This window comes from Streptomyces sp. WAC00040 (assembly GCF_056835925.1).
The window spans coordinates 1,002,970-1,019,815 of sequence record NZ_JAKQZE010000003.1 but is presented as its reverse complement, the minus strand read 5'-3'; the positions used below and the strand labels follow the sequence as shown (position 1 = coordinate 1,019,815).

Below are 16,846 nucleotides of genomic sequence, written 5' to 3'. Positions count from 1 at the left end.
GGTCGTGCCCGGCCGGTCACCTCTCAGCCCGCCGACGTCCTCCGGACCCGCACCAGGAAGTCCTCCACCCGGGCCCGGTCCGGGACGGGTGGGAGCGGGGAGGTGTTCGCGGCCGTGTCCGCCTCGGCGGCGAGGTGGGTCATCCAGGACTCGACCCGGTCCCACGGCACCTCGCCCCGTTTGACCTCGAGCAGCCGTTCGCGGTCCGCACCCACGTCGATCACCAGCTCGCCCGTGCGCAGCAGATCGCGGCAACTGCCCAGCAGACGCAGCAGGTGCATGGCGTGCTTCCAGCGCGGTGCGCCGTGCTGCCGCACGTCCGCCTCGAGTTTCCTGCGCTGGCCCGTCGCGTAGCGTACGAACGTCTCGTGGGCGCGGCGCGACAGGAACGCCTCGCGCAGGGACAGCAGTTCGCGACCGGTCTCGTCGACGTGCTCGACGATGGGGGAGTTCAGGCATTCCAGCACGTTCGGGTTGGCGCGCAGCGCCAGTTCGAGGAAGCGCTCAAGCTCCCAGGAGAACTGCTCCTCTGCCGGTCCCTCGACATGCGTCGGCGGCTTCTCGAAGCCCCAGAACAGCGGCGTGGGCGCGAGGAACACGCCGCGCCGGTCGGTGTCGCTGTCGTCGGTGGCCAGCCCGAAGGCGCGCGACCCCATGACACAGGAGTAGACCGTGTGGTCGCGGACGAGGGTCAGCGGCGTCATGCCCGAGAGGCTACGCGAGGCGCCAGGTCGTGCCCGGAGCGGGCCTAGCCCCGCCGGATGGAGTCCCCCGAGACCGTGATCCGCTCCTGCGGCAGGGGCTTCGTGGCGGGGCCCGCCTCCACGGAGGCGTCCGCGAGCCCGAACTTGCTCCCGTGGCACAGGCAGTTGATGGTTCCGTCGGAGACGTTCGCGACCGTGCAGCCCTGATGGGTGCAGACCGCGGAGAACGCCTTGAAGTCGCCGGACTCCGGCTGCGTCACCACGATCTTCTCGTCGGCGAAGACCTTGCCGCCGCCTACCGGGATGTCCGCCGTCCTCGCGAGCTCCTCGCCACCGGGCGCGGGGGAGTCCTGCCCGGGCTCCGTGGGCGTGGCGTCCGGCGGCGAGGTGGCCGGATCCTCCCCACCGTCTCCGTTCCCGCATCCCGCCACCAGCGCGGCCGCGCCCACCGCGCCCACCGCGAGAACCGTCCGTCGGCTCGTGTCCATGACACTCTCCTCTGCTCGTCACCCCGACCGCTGGGGCCACGAGCATCCTGGCCTTGGAGCGGGGGGAGAAGAAGCAACCGGGCAGTCGTGTCCGCCCGGCGGCCCAGGCCCAGGCCCAGTGTGCGCCTCCACACCCGATCGGTCCCGGAGGGCGGCGGACCGGACGGCCCGCGTCCCGTCCGGTCCGCCGTGTCTCGCAGAGCGGTCGCCGCGGCCGCCGCGCCGCGCGCTGACTACGCTGAAACGGAGCACCCGGCCGGCAGGACCGGCAGGTAGGAACGAAGGAGCACGACGTGGCGGTACGAGCGGTCCGCGGAGCCGTCCAACTGGAACGGGACGACGCCGGACACATGGGCGATCAGGTCGGCGAGCTGCTCACCGCCATCCTCGAGCGCAACGGCCTGGCCGTCGACGATCTGATCAGCGTCTGGTTCACCGCCACGCCCGACCTGCACAGCGACTTCCCCGCGGCCGCAGCGCGCGGGCTCGGCATCGTCGACGTGCCGCTGATCTGCGCGCAGGAACTCGACATCGCCGGGGCCATGCCGCGCGTCGTCCGCATCCTCGCGCACGTCGAGTCCGACCTGCCCCGGTCGAAGATCGCCCATGTCTACCTCGGCGCAGCCGCCGCCCTCCGCAAGGACATCGCCCAGTGAGAACCGCGCTCGTCATCGGAACCGGACTGATCGGCACGTCCGCCGCGCTGGCCCTCGCGGGACGCGGCGTCGCCGTGCACCTCGTCGACCACGACGCCGAGCGTGCCCGCACGGCCGCCGCGCTCGGAGCCGGCACGGACGAGCGCCCGGAGGGCCGCGTCGACCTCGCCGTCGTCGCCGTGCCCCCGGCGCATGTCGCCACCACGCTGGCCGATGCCATGCGCGCCGGCGTGGCCCGCGGCTACCTCGACGTGGCCAGCGTCAAGGGAGGCCCCCGCCGGGAGCTCGAGGCGATGGGCGTCGATCTGTCCGCCTACATCGGCACCCATCCCATGTCCGGCAAGGAACGCTCCGGCCCGCTGGCCGCCACCGCCGACCTCTTCGAGGGCCGCCCCTGGGTGCTGACCCCCACCCGGGAGACGGACACCGAGGTCCTCAACCTCGCCCTCGAGCTGGTCGCCCTCTGCCGTGCCGTGCCCGTCGTGATGGACGCGGACGCCCATGACAAGGCGGTCGCCCTCGTCTCCCACACCCCGCAGCTGATCTCCTCCATGGTCGCGGCGCGCCTCGAGGACGCCGACGACACCGCCGTACGGCTGTGCGGACAGGGCATCCGCGACGTGACCCGGATCGCGGCCTCCGACCCCCGGATGTGGGTGGAGATCCTCTCGGCGAACCCCGGGCCGGTGGCCGACGTCCTGGCCGGCGTCGCGGCCGACCTCGACGAGACGGTCCGAGCACTGAGGTCCCTCCAGTCCTCCGACGAGTCCAAGCGCCAGGACGGCGCGGAGGGCATCGAAGACGTCCTGCGGCGCGGCAACGCCGGCCGGGTACGGGTGCCGGGCAAGCACGGCACGGCACCGGCGGCCTACGAGGTCGTCGCCGTACTGATCAGCGACCAGCCGGGTGAGCTGGCCCGCATCTTCGCCGACACCGGCCGCGCCGGCGTCAACATCGAGGACGTCCGCATCGAGCACGCGACCGGGCAGCAGGCCGGACTCGTCCAGCTGATGGTCGAGCCCACGGCGGCGCCGCTGCTCACCGCCGCGCTGCGGGAACGGGGCTGGTCGATCCGTCAGTAGACGACCGGCGGCCCCCGGAGCGCTTGCCGGCCGGGAGGCGGACGGAGCCGTGGCAGGACCCGGCCGCGGCCGGGTCCGGGCGGTCGGCCGGGGGAGCGTCCGGGGCCGTGTCAAGGGGCCGCTCCGGGGCCCCGGCGTACGGGTGCAGAAGTGGTCGTCCGCACTCGGTAACCTTGTGCTGGGCCCCTCGGCACTCCCGCCGTGCCCACTCCCACGAACCAGGAAGGTGTCCGACACCGTGGAATCCGTGATCGTCGCCATCGATGGCCCCTCCGGCACGGGCAAGTCGAGCACCTCCAAGGCCGTCGCCTCCGCGCTGGGGCTGAGCTACCTCGACACCGGCGCGCAGTACCGCGCGATCACCTGGTGGATGATCAGCAACGGCGTCGACGTGTCCGACCCCGCCGCGATCGCGACCGCCTCCGGCAAGCCGGTGATCGAGTCCGGCACCGACCCGTCGGCACCGACGATCACCGTCGACGGCCTCGACGCCTCCGGCCCGATCCGCGAGCAGGACGTCACCGCCAAGGTCAGCGCGGTCAGCGCGGTGCCCGAGGTGCGCACCCGGATCACCGAGCTGCAGCGTTCCATCGCCAAGGCCGCCGAAAAGGGAATCGTCGTCGAGGGCCGTGACATCGGCACCACCGTCCTGCCCGACGCCGATCTGAAGATCTTCCTGACCGCGTCGCCGGAGGCCAGGGCGGCCCGCCGCAGCGGCGAGCTCAAGGGCGCCGACGTCGCGGCCACCCGTGAAGCCCTGATCAGGCGGGACGCGGCCGACTCCAGCCGTAAGACCTCGCCGCTCGCCAAGGCGGACGACGCGGTCGAGGTCGACACCACGGACCTCACGCTCCAGCAGGTCATCGAGTGCGTCGTCACTCTTGTCGACGAGAAGCGGGGCGCGGCCGACAGCACGCGGAAGCAGGCCGCCCGGTGACCGTTCCCTCACAGAAGGGCGCGGCAGTCGGACGGGGCATCGGCATCGGGCTGATGTACGGGCTGTGGAAGCCGCGCGTCCTCGGCGCGTGGCGGGTGCCGGCAGCGGGGCCGGTCATCCTCGCGGTGAACCACTCGCACAACATCGACGGGCCGATGCTGATGGGCACCGCGCCCAGGCCCGTGCACTTCCTGATCAAGAAGGAGGCGTTCGTCGGCCCCCTGGACCCGTTCCTCATCGGGATCGGACAGGTCAAGGTGGACCGTACGACCGCCGACCGCACCGCCATAACGGCGGCGCTCGGCGTGCTGGACAACGACGGCGTCCTCGGGATCTTCCCCGAGGGCACCCGCGGTGAGGGCGACTTCGCTTCCCTGCGTGCCGGGCTGGCTTACTTCGCTGTGCGCAGCGGCGCCCCGATCGTCCCGGTCGCGGTGCTGGGAAGCACCGAGCGCCGCGGACGGTTGATGAAGGGGCTGCCTCCGCTGCGCAGCAAGGTGGACGTCGTCTTCGGCGACGCGTTCGAGGCCGGCGACGGCAGCGGACGCCGTACGCGCAAGGCGCTCGACGAGGCGACGGTGCGCATCCAGGAGCACCTGACCGCCCACCTGGCGGACGCGAAGCGCCTCACCGGGCGCTAGGACAGACTTGAGTAATGGGCCGCGCGACTGACACGGTCCAGTGACGAACGAGGAACGGACTTCATGAACGACCAGCACGACCACGGAGCGCTCGGCGACGCCGAGTACGCGGAGTTCATGGAGCTCGCCGCGGAAGAGGGCTTCGACGTCGAGGACGTCGAGGGCGCGATCGAGGAGGCCGGGCACGGCCCGCTGCCCGTCCTCGCCGTCGTCGGCCGCCCGAACGTCGGCAAGTCGACCCTGGTGAACCGCATCATCGGCCGCCGCGAGGCGGTCGTCGAGGACAAGCCCGGCGTCACCCGCGACCGCGTCACCTACGAGGCCGAGTGGGCCGGCCGCCGCTTCAAGGTCGTCGACACCGGCGGCTGGGAGCAGGACGTCCTCGGCATCGACGCCTCCGTCGCCGCCCAGGCCGAGTACGCCATCGAGGCCGCCGACGCGGTCGTCTTCGTCGTCGACTCGACGGTCGGCGCGACCGACACCGACGAGGCGGTCGTCAAGCTGCTCCGCCGGGCCGGCAAGCCCGTCGTGCTCTGCGCCAACAAGGTCGACGGTCCCAGCGGCGAGGCCGATGCGACGGCCCTGTGGTCCCTCGGCCTCGGCCAGCCGCACCCGGTCTCCTCGCTGCACGGCCGCGGTACGGGCGACATGCTCGACGCCGTCCTCGAGGCGCTGCCGGAGGCGCCGGCCCAGACCTTCGGCACCGCCGTCGGCGGTCCGCGCCGGATCGCCCTGATCGGCCGTCCGAACGTCGGCAAGTCGTCGCTGCTCAACAAGGTCGCCCGCGAGGAGCGGGTCGTCGTCAACGAGCTCGCGGGCACCACTCGCGACCCGGTCGACGAGCTCATCGAACTCGGCGGCGTGACCTGGAAGTTCGTCGACACCGCCGGTATCCGCAAGCGCGTCCACCTCCAGCAGGGCGCCGACTACTACGCCTCGCTGCGCACGGCCGCCGCCGTCGAGAAGGCGGAGGTCGCGGTCATCCTGATCGACGCGACGGACACCATCAGCGTCCAGGACCAGCGCATCATCACCATGGCCGTCGAGGCCGGTCGCGCCATCGTCGTCGCCTACAACAAGTGGGACGACCTCGACGAGGAGCGCCGCTACTACCTCGAGCGCGAGATCGAGACCGAGATGCAGCAGGTCGCCTGGGCGCCCCGGGTGAACGTCTCCGCGCTCACCGGCCGCCACATGGAGAAGCTGGTCCCGGCGATCGAGACGGCGCTGGCGGGCTGGGAGACACGTGTCCCGACAGGCCGGCTGAACGCGTTCCTCGGCGAGATCGTCGCCGCGCATCCGCACCCGATCCGGGGCGGCAAGCAGCCGCGCATCCTGTTCGGCACGCAGGCCGGCACCAAGCCGCCGCGGTTCGTGCTGTTCGCGTCCGGCTTCCTCGAGCACGGCTACCGCCGCTTCGTCGAGCGCCGGCTGCGTGAGGAGTTCGGCTTCGAGGGCACCCCGATCCACATCTCGGTGCGGGTGCGGGAGAAGCGCGGCCGCAAGAAGTAGCCGACGAGGCATCGACGCCGCTGCCCCCGGATCGTGAACACGATCCGGGGGCAGCGGCGTTCGCTGACGGCCGGTCAGGATCCCTTGCGGGGAGTGGGGGGCAGCGCCGCGGGCTGGTGGACCGCGTGCCGACCGGTCTGGTGCGAGTGCCTGCCGCCCTGCTGACCGGTGGAGTAGCCGGAGTGGCCGCTCGTGTGCCCTGTGTGGCTCGTATGGCTCCCGTAGCCGAGGAAGCCGCCGCGGACGCCGTGGAGCCCCGCCCCGAACCCCTTGAAGTCCAGATCCTCCTCCCCGCTGCGGTCACCCGGCAGCGTCTTGAACGCCCTGAGGTACTCGGAGTACAGCGCGTCGTAGATCGGCGTGGCCGAGCGGCCCGGCGAACCGTCGCGCGCGGGGCGCATGGAAGGGATCTGGCTCTGGAAGGGCTGGGGGGAGGGGTCGTATGAGTGCACGTACCTGCAACGACGCCGCAGTCCCACGGATGCGGGCTGCGGCGAGCTGCATTCTTCCGGGGGACGGTACGAGCCGCCGGCCGGCGCGCGCGGACGTACGCCGGGGCAGGAGAGTGGCCCCGGCGTACGTCTGTGCCCGCCGGGCCGGTCGGCGGCACGCTGTGGTCCCTGGCGCCGGCGGACCGGATCCGGGCGGCGTCGGGGCGGCTCAGGTGCCGGCGAGCGGCATCGCCGCGGCGACCAGACGGCCGTTGGCCGCCGCCTTCTCCAGCGCGTCCCGCAGCAGGTCCTCCCGGGGCTGCTGGCCGATCGAGCCGACCGGGGCGGCGTAGACCAGGACCGTGTTCGTCTTGTTGGCGGCCGTCCGCCAGCCCTCGGTGACCTGGAGCGGCTGGTGCGCCTGCCACCAGGCGACCGGGCTGCCACCGCCGGTACCGGGCTGGAGCACGGCGTGCAGCTGCCCCATGGCGATCAGGACCGACCAGCCGGGCAGCTGGGACGGGCGCCGGTTCACGTCCCCGACGGGCAGGAAACCCTGCTCGATCAGGAGCGGCAGGAAGTCGTCGCCGCCGTGGCCCATGGTGCCGGGGCGGGCGATCGGCGCGGTCGGCTCCACGACGAGGGCGGGGTGCACGTCCCCGTCGAGGAGGATGAGGCCGCTGGTGACACCGAGCACCGCCTGCTGCGGAGCCGCGCCCTGGATGTGCGGCTCCTCGCCGGTGATGGAGCGGACGGCGCCCTGGAGCTGGTCCTCCGCCACCTGCACCACCTGTGAGGGGATGCAAGTGGCGTGGGCGAAGGCGAGCACGGCCGTATCGTCGCCCACGAACAGCACGGTGCTGGTCCGCTCCTGGTCGGAATCGCCCGGGGTGCGGCAGGAGGTGCAGTCGTAGCTGCCCGGGGCGTTCAGGCCGGCGAGCAGCCGGTCGGCTTCTTCGTCGCCGATCTCGGCGCGTACGTCCTCGCTGACGTCGAGCATGCGCGGCACGGGTGGCTCCTCGGACTTGATCAGGTGTGCCGGGCGGGTCCCGGCACGAAGGTTCAACGTGCGACCAGTCGCGGGGGTCACGCGTGAAACGGCAACGAATCGAACCGCGCCGTGTCACGTCGGCCCACAGGCCCCCGCGGTCACGGCAGGCCGGGAGCGGCTGACGGGCCGGTTCCGGCCGGGGCGAGTTCGCCGGGCTCGCCGCTGAAGACGACGAAGCCGCGGCGCAGTTCGTGCACGACCACAGGGGCTTTGGGCCCCCGCGTCAGGTACTGCGGGAGCCGCTGCTCGGCGACGACGACCGCGGCATCGAGCCCGCGCAGCAGCCGGTAGGCACGGGCCGCCACCGCGGGGGCCATGCCCTGCGCGGGCTCGTCGAGCAGGACGACACAGGCGGGCGCAAGCAGGGCCCGGGAGACGGCGAGCATCCGCTGCTCACCGCCTGACAGGGTGCCCGCGGTGCGGCCGAGCAGCGGGCGGAGCTCCGGGAAGCCGTCCAGGGCGCGGTCGACATCACCTCCCGCGCAGGCGAGTTCGAGATTCTCCGCGACGGTGAGGCTGCCGTGCACCGCGCCGACGTCGGGCACGAAGCGCACACCGAGGCGTGCCCGCTTCTGCGCGTGCAGCCGGCTCACGTCCCGCCCGTGCAGCAGCACGGACCCGGCCGCCGGGAGCACCGTCCCTGCGAGCGCCCGCAGCACAGTCGTACGGCCGGAGCCGTTACGGCCGAGGAGGACCGTCAGCGCCCCGGCCGGTACAGGTAGCCGTACGCCGTGCAGTGCCTCCAGCGGGCCGTACCGCACCCGTACGTCGCGCAGTTCCATGGCGAGGGTCATCGCACGAGCCGCCCCGCTTCCATGACGTGCACGGTGCGGGCGAGGCCGGAGACGAAGCCGAGATCGTGTTCGACGACGAGAACGGCGGTCCCGTCCGCGGCCAGGGCCCGGAGGATACGGGCGAGCGCCTCCGTCTCCGCGGTGTCGAGGCCGGCCGTCGGCTCGTCCAGCAGCAGCGTGTGGGGCCGCGTGGCGAGCGCCCGTCCGAGCTCGGCCCGGCGCAGCACACCGGTGGGCAGTCCGGCGGCGGGGAGCCGCCGCACGGGCCCGTCCAGGCCGAGCAGCCGCAGTACGGGCTCGACGGCGGACGTGTCCCGGTGCCGGCCCTGCTCGGCTCCGACGCGCACGTTCTCCTCGATGGTCAGCGAGGGGAAGACGGCGAGCTGCTGGAACGTCCTCGCGATCCCCAGCCGGGTCCGGGCGTGCGCGGACCGTCGGGTGATGTCGGCCCCACCGAGCCGCACCCGCCCTGCCTCCGGCCGGAGCGACCCGCACAGGCAGTGGAACAGGGTGCTCTTCCCCGCACCGTTGCCCCCGACGAGCGCGGTGATCCGGCCGGGCGCCACGACGAGGTCCACCCCGTCGACGACGACGCGCCCCTGGTACGCGACCCGCAGCCCCTCCGCGCTGAGCCCTCCCGCGGCCGGCCCCGGTGCCCTGCGGACCGGCGGCGCTGGGCCCCCGGCAAAACCTTCGGCTCCTGCCCGCGCCGCGACGTTCCCCGCGCGAGGCCGGTCACGGGCGGGCCTCGCAGCCCACAGGCCCAGGCGGCCGCGGCCCACCAGGACGGCCAGGAGACCGATCACCACGGCCGCGACCCCGCCCCGCGTCCCCGCGTCCAGCGCGACGAGCAGTGCGGCAGCCGGCAGCGGCGCGAGGAGGTTGTCCGCGCCCAGCACGAACACCGCCGCGAACCAGAGCAGACCACGCACCGGATCGAACGCCGCCGGATCGAACGCCCGCACACCCATCGCCAGCAGTCCGCCGCCCAGCGCGGCCAGCGCCGCGCCGGACGAGAAGGCGAAGAGCTTCAGCGCCGGTACCGCGACGCCCGCCGCCTGCGCGCCCTCCTCGTGGTCGCGCAGCGCCGCGAGGGCCCGCCCCGTGCGGCCACGGCGCAGCGCCGCGACCGCGAGCAGCGCACAGGCCAGCACCGCGAGTTCCACCACGTAGTACGCGCGGTCCGGTCCCAGCGCCCGGGGCCGCGACACCGTGAGGCCCGCCGTCGCGTACGGCTGGGCGAAGACGAACCGGCTCACCGCCACCCCGACGGCAAGTGTGACCAGCGCCGGAGCGAGCCCGTGCCGGCGGATCGCCGGCCATCCGGTGAGCAGCCCGAGCGGGGCGACCAGTACCACGGCGGCGGCGAGCGCCACCAGCTCGGGCAGCTCGGGGAAGCCGGGGAACCGCCCCGCCGCCAGGAGCGCGGTGAACAGTGCCCCGAGACCCGCGTACGCGGCCTGCCCCAGCGAGATCTGCCCGCCGCGCCCGGTGACCACCACCAGGGACAGCAGCACCACCGCCAGGGCAGGCACCCGGACCGCTGTCTGCAGGTCCGTGCCGGCGAAACCGAGCGGCAGCAGGAGAAGGATCCCGGCGATCACCCACACGGGCCGCGGGACCCGTACGGCCGTGGCCCACGTCGTCGCACCGCCGAACCCGGGCAGCACCAGGGCGGCGATCAGCAGCGCCACCACGAACAGGTTCGCCTCCACGGCCTGGACCAGAGGCTCCGCCCAGCCGGACAGGTGCAGTCGCGCCATCTGCGCCTGGGCCACCCCGATGGCCAGTGCCGCACCGATCGCGACGGGCAGGCTCCACATCCGTGCGACGACCGCGACCGCGATCACCTCGACGACCAGCAGCGGCATCCCGTACGGGTCGAGCCGTACGTACGGAGCGAGCAGTATGCCCGTCAGCCCCGCGGTGAACGACCCGAACGCCCATCCCGCGGCCGCCACCCGGTCCGAGTCGATGCCGCCGAGCGCCGCGAGCGCGCGGTTGTCGACGACGGCGCGCAGCTCCCTGCCGAACCGGGTCCACCGGGTCACCGCCGTCACCAGCGAGGCCAGCAGGACGACAGCCGACAGCTGCACCCATGGGCTGTCCGGCAGCAGCACGGGCGCGTCGGCCCTGGCCCCCTCTCCCCACAGCAGCGCCGCCGCACCCACCAGCAGCACGAAGACGCCGATCGAGGCGACCAGCGTCCGGGCCGGGTCGGGGGAGGGCACCGAAAGCGGCCGGAAGACGAGCCGCTCCAGCAGCAGACCGATCCCGGGGGCGACCACGAGCAGCGTCACCATGGCGGCGAGCGGTACCGGCCAGTCCCACTCCACGGCGAACTGCCGCATCACATAGGCGCACACCATGGCGATCGCCCCGTGCGCGAGATTCAGCACGCCGGTCGCCCGGTAGGTGACGATCAGTCCGATGCCGGTCAGTGCGGCGGCGCTGCCGACGGCGAGCCCCGCGAGGGTGAGGTCGTACGTCAGGCTCGCCACGGCTCGCACACCGGACAGGGGTCGAGTTCCGCGTCGCCGGCCGGCAGGGCCTCGGGTTTGCCTGCGACGAGGGGGCAGTCGGGCCGGTGCGCCAGCGTGCCGCCCGGGACTCGCAGCGGAGGTCCGTTCGACGAGGGTCCGTCCCGCACGGGGACCGGCAACCGGGCCGCATCGGCGCGGGCCGATCCTGATCCGCCGTCGTCCGACGGACCGTCATCGGGCCGCGCCGGGCCGCCTTCTGACCGGACTCTCCCCGTCCGCACGGCTCCGGCCGCGATCAGGACCGCACCAGCGACCAGGAGCGCCGCCCCCGGCACGGTGGCGGACGCGAGATAGGGCAGCTGCCGCTCGGCCACCGGCTCGCCGGAGACGCCGTACCAGCCGACGACGCAGAGCACGGCACCGCAGGCCACAGCGGCGAGCCCACCCCACCACAGCAATCGGGACGTCGGCATCGAAACGCCTCCTTTCTTGCACTATGCCCCGAACCGTCGGACGCTGGAAGCCGAGATACGGGTGGTGAGCGACATGTTCAGCACAAGGAACTCCCGACCCGCGGCCTGGGCCGCCGCAGCGGTTCTGGTCCTCGGACCACTCGCCGCCGCATGCGGGGACGACGGTGACGGAGGCTCCCAGCCGGCGACGTCGCCCCCGACGACAGCAGCCACTCCCGAGAGCCCTACTGACGGTGCGGAACCCGCCGACCCGGCGGCGGCCGAGGAGCAGATCAAGAAGAACTGGACGGACTTCTTCGACCCCTCCGTGCCGACGGACGAGAAGGTGAAGCTCCTCGAGAACGGCGAGGCGCTGCGTCCCGTCCTCGCAGCCTTCGGCAATGACAAGAACGCCGCCCGGGTGTCCGCGGAGGTGACCGGCGTCCAGTTCACCTCGCCCACGCGGGCGACCGTGACCTACAACCTCATGGTCGACGGCAATACGGCCCTGCCGGACGCCAAGGGCACGGCCGTCCTCGAGGGCGACACCTGGAAGGTGTCCCAGAAGGCGCTGTGCGCCCTGGTGGAGCTCAGCCCGAATGCCGGCGCTGTTCCGGGCTGCTGAGGCGCTGCTCGTCGCGGCGCTCCTCACCGTGGCGACGGCGTGCGGCAGCAGGCTGCCCGAGGGCGCCTTCGAAAGCTCACGGGCGCCGGGCGAAAGCGCCCGTGAGCCCGTCCGCGTCGGTGTCATCACCAGCGCCACGAGCCCGGTCGGGGGCGCCGCGTTCGACGGGCCGGGACAGGGAGCCCACGCCTATTTCGACGCGCTCAACGCACGCGGCGGCCTCGACGGCCGCCGCGTCGAGGTGATCACCTGCGACGACGGGGGCAGCGGCGCGGGCAACAACGAGTGCGTGCACCGCCTGGTCGATGAGAAGAAGGTCTTCGCCCTCGTCGCCACCACCGTCCTCGACTACGCCGCCGCGCCCCGGGTGTCCCGTGCCGGCGTCCCAGACATCGGCGGTCAGCCGATCGGCCCCGCCTATGACACCTATCCGCACCTCTACGGCATCTACGGCAGCCAGGCGCCGCGTACCGGCGGCGAGCCGGGCTGGGACGGTGTCCTGTACGGCGGCACCGAGGTCTACCGCTGGTTCAAGCGCGCCGAAGGCGCCCGGACCGCCGCCGTCGTCTCCTACAACCAGGCGTCGTCAGCCGCCTACGCGCGGCTGATCACCCGGGGCCTCGAGGCAGAGGGCTACCGCGTGGTGTCCGAACAGCTCGACTTCGCACTGCCCAACTTCCGGGCCGTGGCCGCCGACATCGGACGCAGCGGGGCCGACCTGGTGTTCGATGCCCTGGACGCGCACGGCAACGCGCAGCTGTGCGAGGCGATGGACGAGGTCGGCACCCGCGTGACCGCCAAGGTCACCAACGTGCAGAACTGGAACTCCGCCGTCCCTCGTGAGTACAAGGACGCCCCGGGCTGCCGCAACGCCCTGTGGGTGACCGGCTCGAGCCGCAACTACGAGGACACCGGCCACCCGGCGGTACGTGAGTTCCGGCGGGCCATGCGGGGAAAGGAGCTGTCCCAGTGGCAGCTCGAGGGCTGGGCGGCGGCGATGTGGTTCACCGACGCGGCCAAGGCGTGTGCCGGCGACCTCACCAGGGCATGCGTCGAGCGCTATCTGAACCGCCCCGAGCCGTACACCGCGCGCGGACTTCTGCTTCCCGTCTCCTTCCGGCCCCTCGACGAACCGCCCGCCTCGCGACGGGCCTGCCTGTCCGTCGCGCGCTGGCAGGACGGCCGTGGCTGGGTCACCCAGGGTGGCGACATGGACGGGAACTGCTACGACGTCCCGCAGATCCCGTACCACCCCCAATAGGCGGTTAAAGTCTTGGGTCAGACCTCCTGACCAGGAGGGCATTCGCGCGACCAGGGGGGACGCGGGAGCGCCATGCGCATCTCATTTCTGCTCCACAACGCCTACGGCATCGGCGGGACGATCCGTACGACGTTCAACCTCGCCTGCGCGCTCGCGGAACGGCACGACGTGGAGATCGTCTCCGTCTTCCGCCACCGCGACCAGCCGTCCATGGGCGCCCCTGCCGGTGTGACCATGAAGCACCTGGTCGACCTGCGGAAGAAGAGCCCCGGCTACGACGGGGACGACCCGCTCGCCCGGCTTCCCGCGAAGGTCTTTCCCCGCGGCGACGGCCGGCACCGGCAGTACAGCCGCCTCACCGACATCCGGATCGCCGCCCACCTGGCCACCCTCGACGCGGACGTCGTCGTCGGCACCAGGCCCGGCCTCAACGTCCACATCGCCCGACAGGCCCGCCGCGGCGTCCTGCGCGTCGGCCAGGAACATCTGACGCTCGACAGCCACGGATACCGCCTGCGCCGTGAGATCGGCCACCGCTACGCTCTGCTCGACGCCGTCACCACCGTCACGGAGGCAGATGCCCGCGCCTACCGGGAGCGGCTCAAGCTGCCCGGCGTACGTATCGAGGCCGTGCCGAACAGCGTGCCGGCCCCGGGCGTCGCCCCAGCCGACTGCACCGCCAAGTGGGTCGTCGCGGCGGGGCGCCTCACCCGGGTCAAACGCTACGACCTGCTGATCAAGGCCTTCTCCAAGGTGGTCGCGGCCCGCCCCGACTGGCGGCTGCGGATCTACGGCAGCGGTGACGCGACCGGCAACGAGAAGCAGGCGCTGCGCGACCTCATCGAGGAACGCGGCCTCCACAACCACGTCTTTCTCATGGGCCCCGCCAGCCCGCTGGAGCCGGAGTGGGTCAAGGGCTCTGTCGCCGCCGTGACCTCCAGCCTGGAGTCGTTCGGCATGACGATCGTCGAGGCGATGCGCTGCGGCCTGCCCGTCGTCTCCACCGACTGCCCGCACGGACCCCGCGAGATCATCGACGACGGCGCCGACGGCCTGCTGGTCCCGGTCGGCGACGTGGACGCGATCGCCGACGCGCTGCTCCGACTGATCGGCGACGACGAACTGCGCCGGAGCGCGGGCCGCGCCGCGCTGGTGTCCTCCGCACGGTTCGACCCCGCGCCGATCGCGGAGCGCCACGAGGCGCTGTTCACCCAGCTCGTCGCCCACGGTGAGGGGGGACGCTCGCGCAGCGCGCTGCGCGAGGCGCTGCACCGGGCGCGGAGCTCGCTGTACGACGGGGCCTACGCACTGCGTTACGTTGCCGCGGACCTGATCCGCAGGGGGAGGAAGAGCGGATGACCACCCCGACGGCCGAGGAGCACCCGGCGCCGCGCGCCGACTGCCTCGCCGCGAGCGACGGCGGCATCACCTTCGACGTCTCCGGGCCGGCGGCATTTGGCGCGGTCCTCGTCCTGAGACGGCGCGGCGGCAAGAGCCCCGCGGACGAGCTGCGGCTGCAGCTGACACCACTCGGCGACCGCGCCGCCGCACGGGCCGTGCTGCCCGCCACGGCGGAGCTCGCCGAGGGCCGCTGGGACGCGTACACGGAGAGGGGGCAGGCCGTGCAGCCCGGCATCCGCGACCTGCGGGTCCTCGTGGACCGGGCGCCGGCTTCCGGCCCGGTCGCCGTACACCTCCCGTACCCGACCGCCGACGGCCGGCTCGCGGTGCGCTGCTGGCGGCGGGCACCGCACGCCGAGGCCGGCGAGCTCGCCTTCGCCGTCGAGCAGGGCGCCATGTCCGTGACAGGCGTGCTGTACGGGGCGGAGCTGGGCGAGGGCGCGCGGGCGCAGGCCCGGCTCCGGGCGGGGGAGCGGACGCACGAGGTCCCCGTCGCCGGCGAGGGCCGTGCGTTCGGTTTCACGCTGCCGTACGGGCCGCTGGCCGCGGGCGCCGAGGACGCCGGCGCCGGCAAGGAACGGCTGTGGGAGCTCTGGCTGCGGCCGGTCGCGGGAGCGGCTCCGATGCGGATCTCCCGCATCCTGGACGACGTCTGGGACAAGAAGTCGATCTTCGTCTATCCGAAGCAACGCATCGCCGGGTACACCGTCGCCCCCTGCTACACCGGCGACAACGACCTCTGCGTCCGCGTCACCCCGGCCGGCTGAAGCGCCCGCAGCGGCGGCCCGAGAAGTTCATCATCGCGGACAGAAGCTGTCCGCGATCCCTGGGAGACTCGGTCGCATGTTGGAGACCTCGGCACGACTGCTGCGCCTGCTGTCCCTGCTCCAGGCCCACCGCGAATGGTCCGGCGCCGACCTGGCCGACCGGCTCGGTGTCACGCCCCGGACGGTCCGCAGGGACGTGGACCGGCTGCGCGAGCTCGGCTATCCGGTCAACGCCAGCCCGGGCACCGGCGGCGGCTACCAGCTCGGTGCGGGCGCCGAACTGCCGCCGCTCCTGCTCGACGACGAGGAGGCCGTCGCCGTCGCCGTCGGCCTGCGCACGGCGGCGGGCCAGGGCATCGAGGGCATCGGCGAGAGTTCCGTACGGGCGCTCGCCAAGCTGGAGCAGGTGCTGCCGAACCGTCTGCGCCGGCGGGTGAGCGCGCTCAACGCCTTCACCGTTCCCATGCTGCGCGGACAGCAGCGTTCCACCGTCGACCCCGGTGTGCTCACCGAGCTGGCGAACGCCTGCCGGGACAGCGAGCGACTGCGCTTCGAGTACCGCGACCACGGCGGCGCCGCCACCCGCCGCACCGTCGAGCCGCACCGCCTGGTGTGCACGGAGCGCCGCTGGTACCTGGTCGCCTGGGACGTGGAGCGGGGCGACTGGCGTACGTTCCGGGCCGACCGGATCGTCCCCAGGCCGCCGCACGGTCCCCGCTTCGCCCCGCGCACGCCCCCGGCCGACGACCTCGCGGCCTACGTCTCCAAAGGCGTCTCCATCGGCGCGTACGCCGCCCACGCGGTCGTCCTGCTGCACACCTCCGCCGAGCAGGCGGCCGGGACCATCGGCCCGTCCGACGGGGTGCTGGAGGCGGTGGACGACAGCCGCTGCCTGCTGCGGACCGGGGCCGCGCGCCTGGATGTGATGGTGGTCCACCTGATGCTCCTGGGCGTCGACTTCGAGGTGGTCGAGCCGCCGGAACTGACCGGGCACATCCGGGCGATCCGTGACCGGCTCTCGCGGGCCCTTGATACGGACGGGCCGGCAGGCCTGGAGGATTCTGTAAAGGAAATGTGAATTCCTCGCGTTGAGAAATGTCCTGCCGACCAGAATTCGCCGGAATCCGATGCGTCGATGGAAAGCAATTGGCCATGATCCGCAGGCGCGTGCCGAATGACACATGAACGCACCCGAAACGCCCGTTCGGGTGAACCTGTTCGAAGCGATCATGTGTCGTGAAGCTGTGACAGAAGCGTGACCCCCGAGGTATGTGGGGCTGCTGGGGTCATTGCCGTCCCGGCTTCCGTCACCGTCCGCTGCCGCCTACGGTGGTGAGCATGGCACCCATACCGACTCCTCCCGCACAGCCCGACGACAGCCCCGAGTCGTACGTCGGCCTCGACGCGGCGGCAGCCGAGCAGCAGGCCCGCGAGCGGGGCTGGTCGACCGTCAGGGCGCTGCCGCCCGGTTCGATCATCACCATGGAGTACCTGGCGGGCCGGCTGAACTTCGAGGTGAAGGACGGCTCGGTGATCCGCTGCTGGAAGGGCTGACCGGGCC

Annotated in this window: 18 protein-coding genes; 11 read left to right on the top strand and 7 right to left on the bottom strand. The window is 72.8% G+C overall.

Annotated features, from left to right (window positions below):
* Nucleotides 1–23: 23 nt before the first annotated feature.
* Both MDN94_RS30140 and MDN94_RS30135 read right to left on the bottom strand, forming a co-directional pair.
* Entirely contained in the window at nucleotides 24–704 is a 681-nt protein-coding gene (locus tag MDN94_RS30140) for a nucleotidyltransferase domain-containing protein (protein WP_482728993.1), read from the bottom strand.
* Between the two features lie 44 nt (nucleotides 705–748).
* Nucleotides 749–1,192, bottom strand: coding sequence for a Rieske (2Fe-2S) protein (locus tag MDN94_RS30135; protein WP_482728992.1), 444 nt, complete (start codon nucleotides 1,190–1,192; stop codon nucleotides 749–751).
* A gap of 293 nt (nucleotides 1,193–1,485) precedes the next feature.
* Here MDN94_RS30135 and aroH point away from each other — a divergent pair, with 293 nt between their 5' ends.
* From aroH to der, 5 genes are all read left to right on the top strand, one after another.
* Nucleotides 1,486–1,848 carry a chorismate mutase gene (aroH, locus tag MDN94_RS30130; RefSeq protein ID WP_482728991.1) on the top strand — a complete coding sequence of 121 codons (363 nt, stop codon included), beginning with the start codon at nucleotides 1,486–1,488 and terminating at the stop codon, nucleotides 1,846–1,848.
* Nucleotides 1,845–2,930, top strand: a complete 1,086-nt coding sequence (locus tag MDN94_RS30125) for a prephenate dehydrogenase (RefSeq protein ID WP_482728990.1) — start codon at nucleotides 1,845–1,847, stop codon at nucleotides 2,928–2,930. The genes aroH and MDN94_RS30125 overlap by 4 nt, the downstream gene beginning before the upstream one ends.
* A gap of 226 nt (nucleotides 2,931–3,156) precedes the next feature.
* Nucleotides 3,157–3,867 (top strand): (d)CMP kinase, encoded by a 711-nt coding sequence (cmk, locus tag MDN94_RS30120; RefSeq protein WP_482728989.1) that lies wholly within the window; start codon nucleotides 3,157–3,159, stop codon nucleotides 3,865–3,867.
* Between the two features lie 53 nt (nucleotides 3,868–3,920).
* Nucleotides 3,921–4,508: a lysophospholipid acyltransferase family protein gene (locus MDN94_RS30115; RefSeq protein ID WP_482729122.1), complete on the top strand. Its 588-nt coding sequence runs from the start codon at nucleotides 3,921–3,923 to the stop codon at nucleotides 4,506–4,508.
* Nucleotides 4,509–4,571: 63 nt separating this feature from the next.
* Nucleotides 4,572–6,020: a ribosome biogenesis GTPase Der gene (gene der, locus MDN94_RS30110; protein WP_441266568.1), complete on the top strand. Its 1,449-nt coding sequence runs from the start codon at nucleotides 4,572–4,574 to the stop codon at nucleotides 6,018–6,020.
* A gap of 74 nt (nucleotides 6,021–6,094) precedes the next feature.
* Here der and MDN94_RS30105 read toward each other — a convergent pair whose 3' ends face one another.
* The 5 genes from MDN94_RS30105 to MDN94_RS30085 form a co-directional block, all read right to left on the bottom strand.
* Nucleotides 6,095–6,421 carry a hypothetical protein gene (locus MDN94_RS30105; RefSeq protein WP_482728988.1) on the bottom strand — a complete coding sequence of 109 codons (327 nt, stop codon included), beginning with the start codon at nucleotides 6,419–6,421 and terminating at the stop codon, nucleotides 6,095–6,097.
* Nucleotides 6,422–6,680: 259 nt separating this feature from the next.
* Nucleotides 6,681–7,460 (bottom strand): hypothetical protein, encoded by a 780-nt coding sequence (locus MDN94_RS30100; RefSeq protein WP_482728987.1) that lies wholly within the window; start codon nucleotides 7,458–7,460, stop codon nucleotides 6,681–6,683.
* 140 nt (nucleotides 7,461–7,600) lie between these two features.
* Nucleotides 7,601–8,296 (bottom strand): ATP-binding cassette domain-containing protein, encoded by a 696-nt coding sequence (locus MDN94_RS30095; RefSeq protein WP_482728986.1) that lies wholly within the window; start codon nucleotides 8,294–8,296, stop codon nucleotides 7,601–7,603.
* A complete protein-coding gene (locus tag MDN94_RS30090; RefSeq protein ID WP_482728985.1) occupies nucleotides 8,293–10,797 on the bottom strand; it encodes an ABC transporter permease subunit in 2,505 nt (834 codons plus the stop codon). Before MDN94_RS30090 ends, MDN94_RS30095 begins: the two co-directional genes overlap by 4 nt.
* Nucleotides 10,785–11,252: a hypothetical protein gene (locus tag MDN94_RS30085; RefSeq protein ID WP_482728984.1), complete on the bottom strand. Its 468-nt coding sequence runs from the start codon at nucleotides 11,250–11,252 to the stop codon at nucleotides 10,785–10,787. The genes MDN94_RS30090 and MDN94_RS30085 overlap by 13 nt, the downstream gene beginning before the upstream one ends.
* Before the next feature lie 73 nt (nucleotides 11,253–11,325).
* On the opposite strand from MDN94_RS30085, the gene MDN94_RS30080 reads away from it, so the two are divergent.
* From MDN94_RS30080 to MDN94_RS30055, 6 genes are all read left to right on the top strand, one after another.
* The gene (locus MDN94_RS30080; protein ID WP_482728983.1) at nucleotides 11,326–11,856 is read left to right on the top strand and encodes an MTB12 C-terminal domain-containing protein; all 531 of its coding nucleotides are present in this window, start codon (nucleotides 11,326–11,328) and stop codon (nucleotides 11,854–11,856) included.
* Complete coding sequence (locus MDN94_RS30075) at nucleotides 11,831–13,117, top strand: ABC transporter substrate-binding protein (RefSeq protein WP_482728982.1); 1,287 nt, start codon at nucleotides 11,831–11,833, stop codon at nucleotides 13,115–13,117. The genes MDN94_RS30080 and MDN94_RS30075 overlap by 26 nt, the downstream gene beginning before the upstream one ends.
* A 72-nt stretch (nucleotides 13,118–13,189) precedes the next feature.
* A complete protein-coding gene (locus MDN94_RS30070; protein WP_482728981.1) occupies nucleotides 13,190–14,476 on the top strand; it encodes a glycosyltransferase family 4 protein in 1,287 nt (428 codons plus the stop codon).
* On the top strand, nucleotides 14,473–15,285 hold the full coding sequence (locus MDN94_RS30065; RefSeq protein WP_482728980.1) for a hypothetical protein: 813 nt from the start codon (nucleotides 14,473–14,475) through the stop codon (nucleotides 15,283–15,285). The genes MDN94_RS30070 and MDN94_RS30065 overlap by 4 nt, the downstream gene beginning before the upstream one ends.
* 76 nt (nucleotides 15,286–15,361) lie before the next feature.
* Nucleotides 15,362–16,363 carry a helix-turn-helix transcriptional regulator gene (locus MDN94_RS30060; RefSeq protein ID WP_482728979.1) on the top strand — a complete coding sequence of 334 codons (1,002 nt, stop codon included), beginning with the start codon at nucleotides 15,362–15,364 and terminating at the stop codon, nucleotides 16,361–16,363.
* A gap of 260 nt (nucleotides 16,364–16,623) precedes the next feature.
* Nucleotides 16,624–16,839, top strand: a complete 216-nt coding sequence (locus MDN94_RS30055; protein ID WP_482728978.1) for an I78 family peptidase inhibitor — start codon at nucleotides 16,624–16,626, stop codon at nucleotides 16,837–16,839.
* The last annotated feature ends 7 nt before the right edge of the window (nucleotides 16,840–16,846 follow it).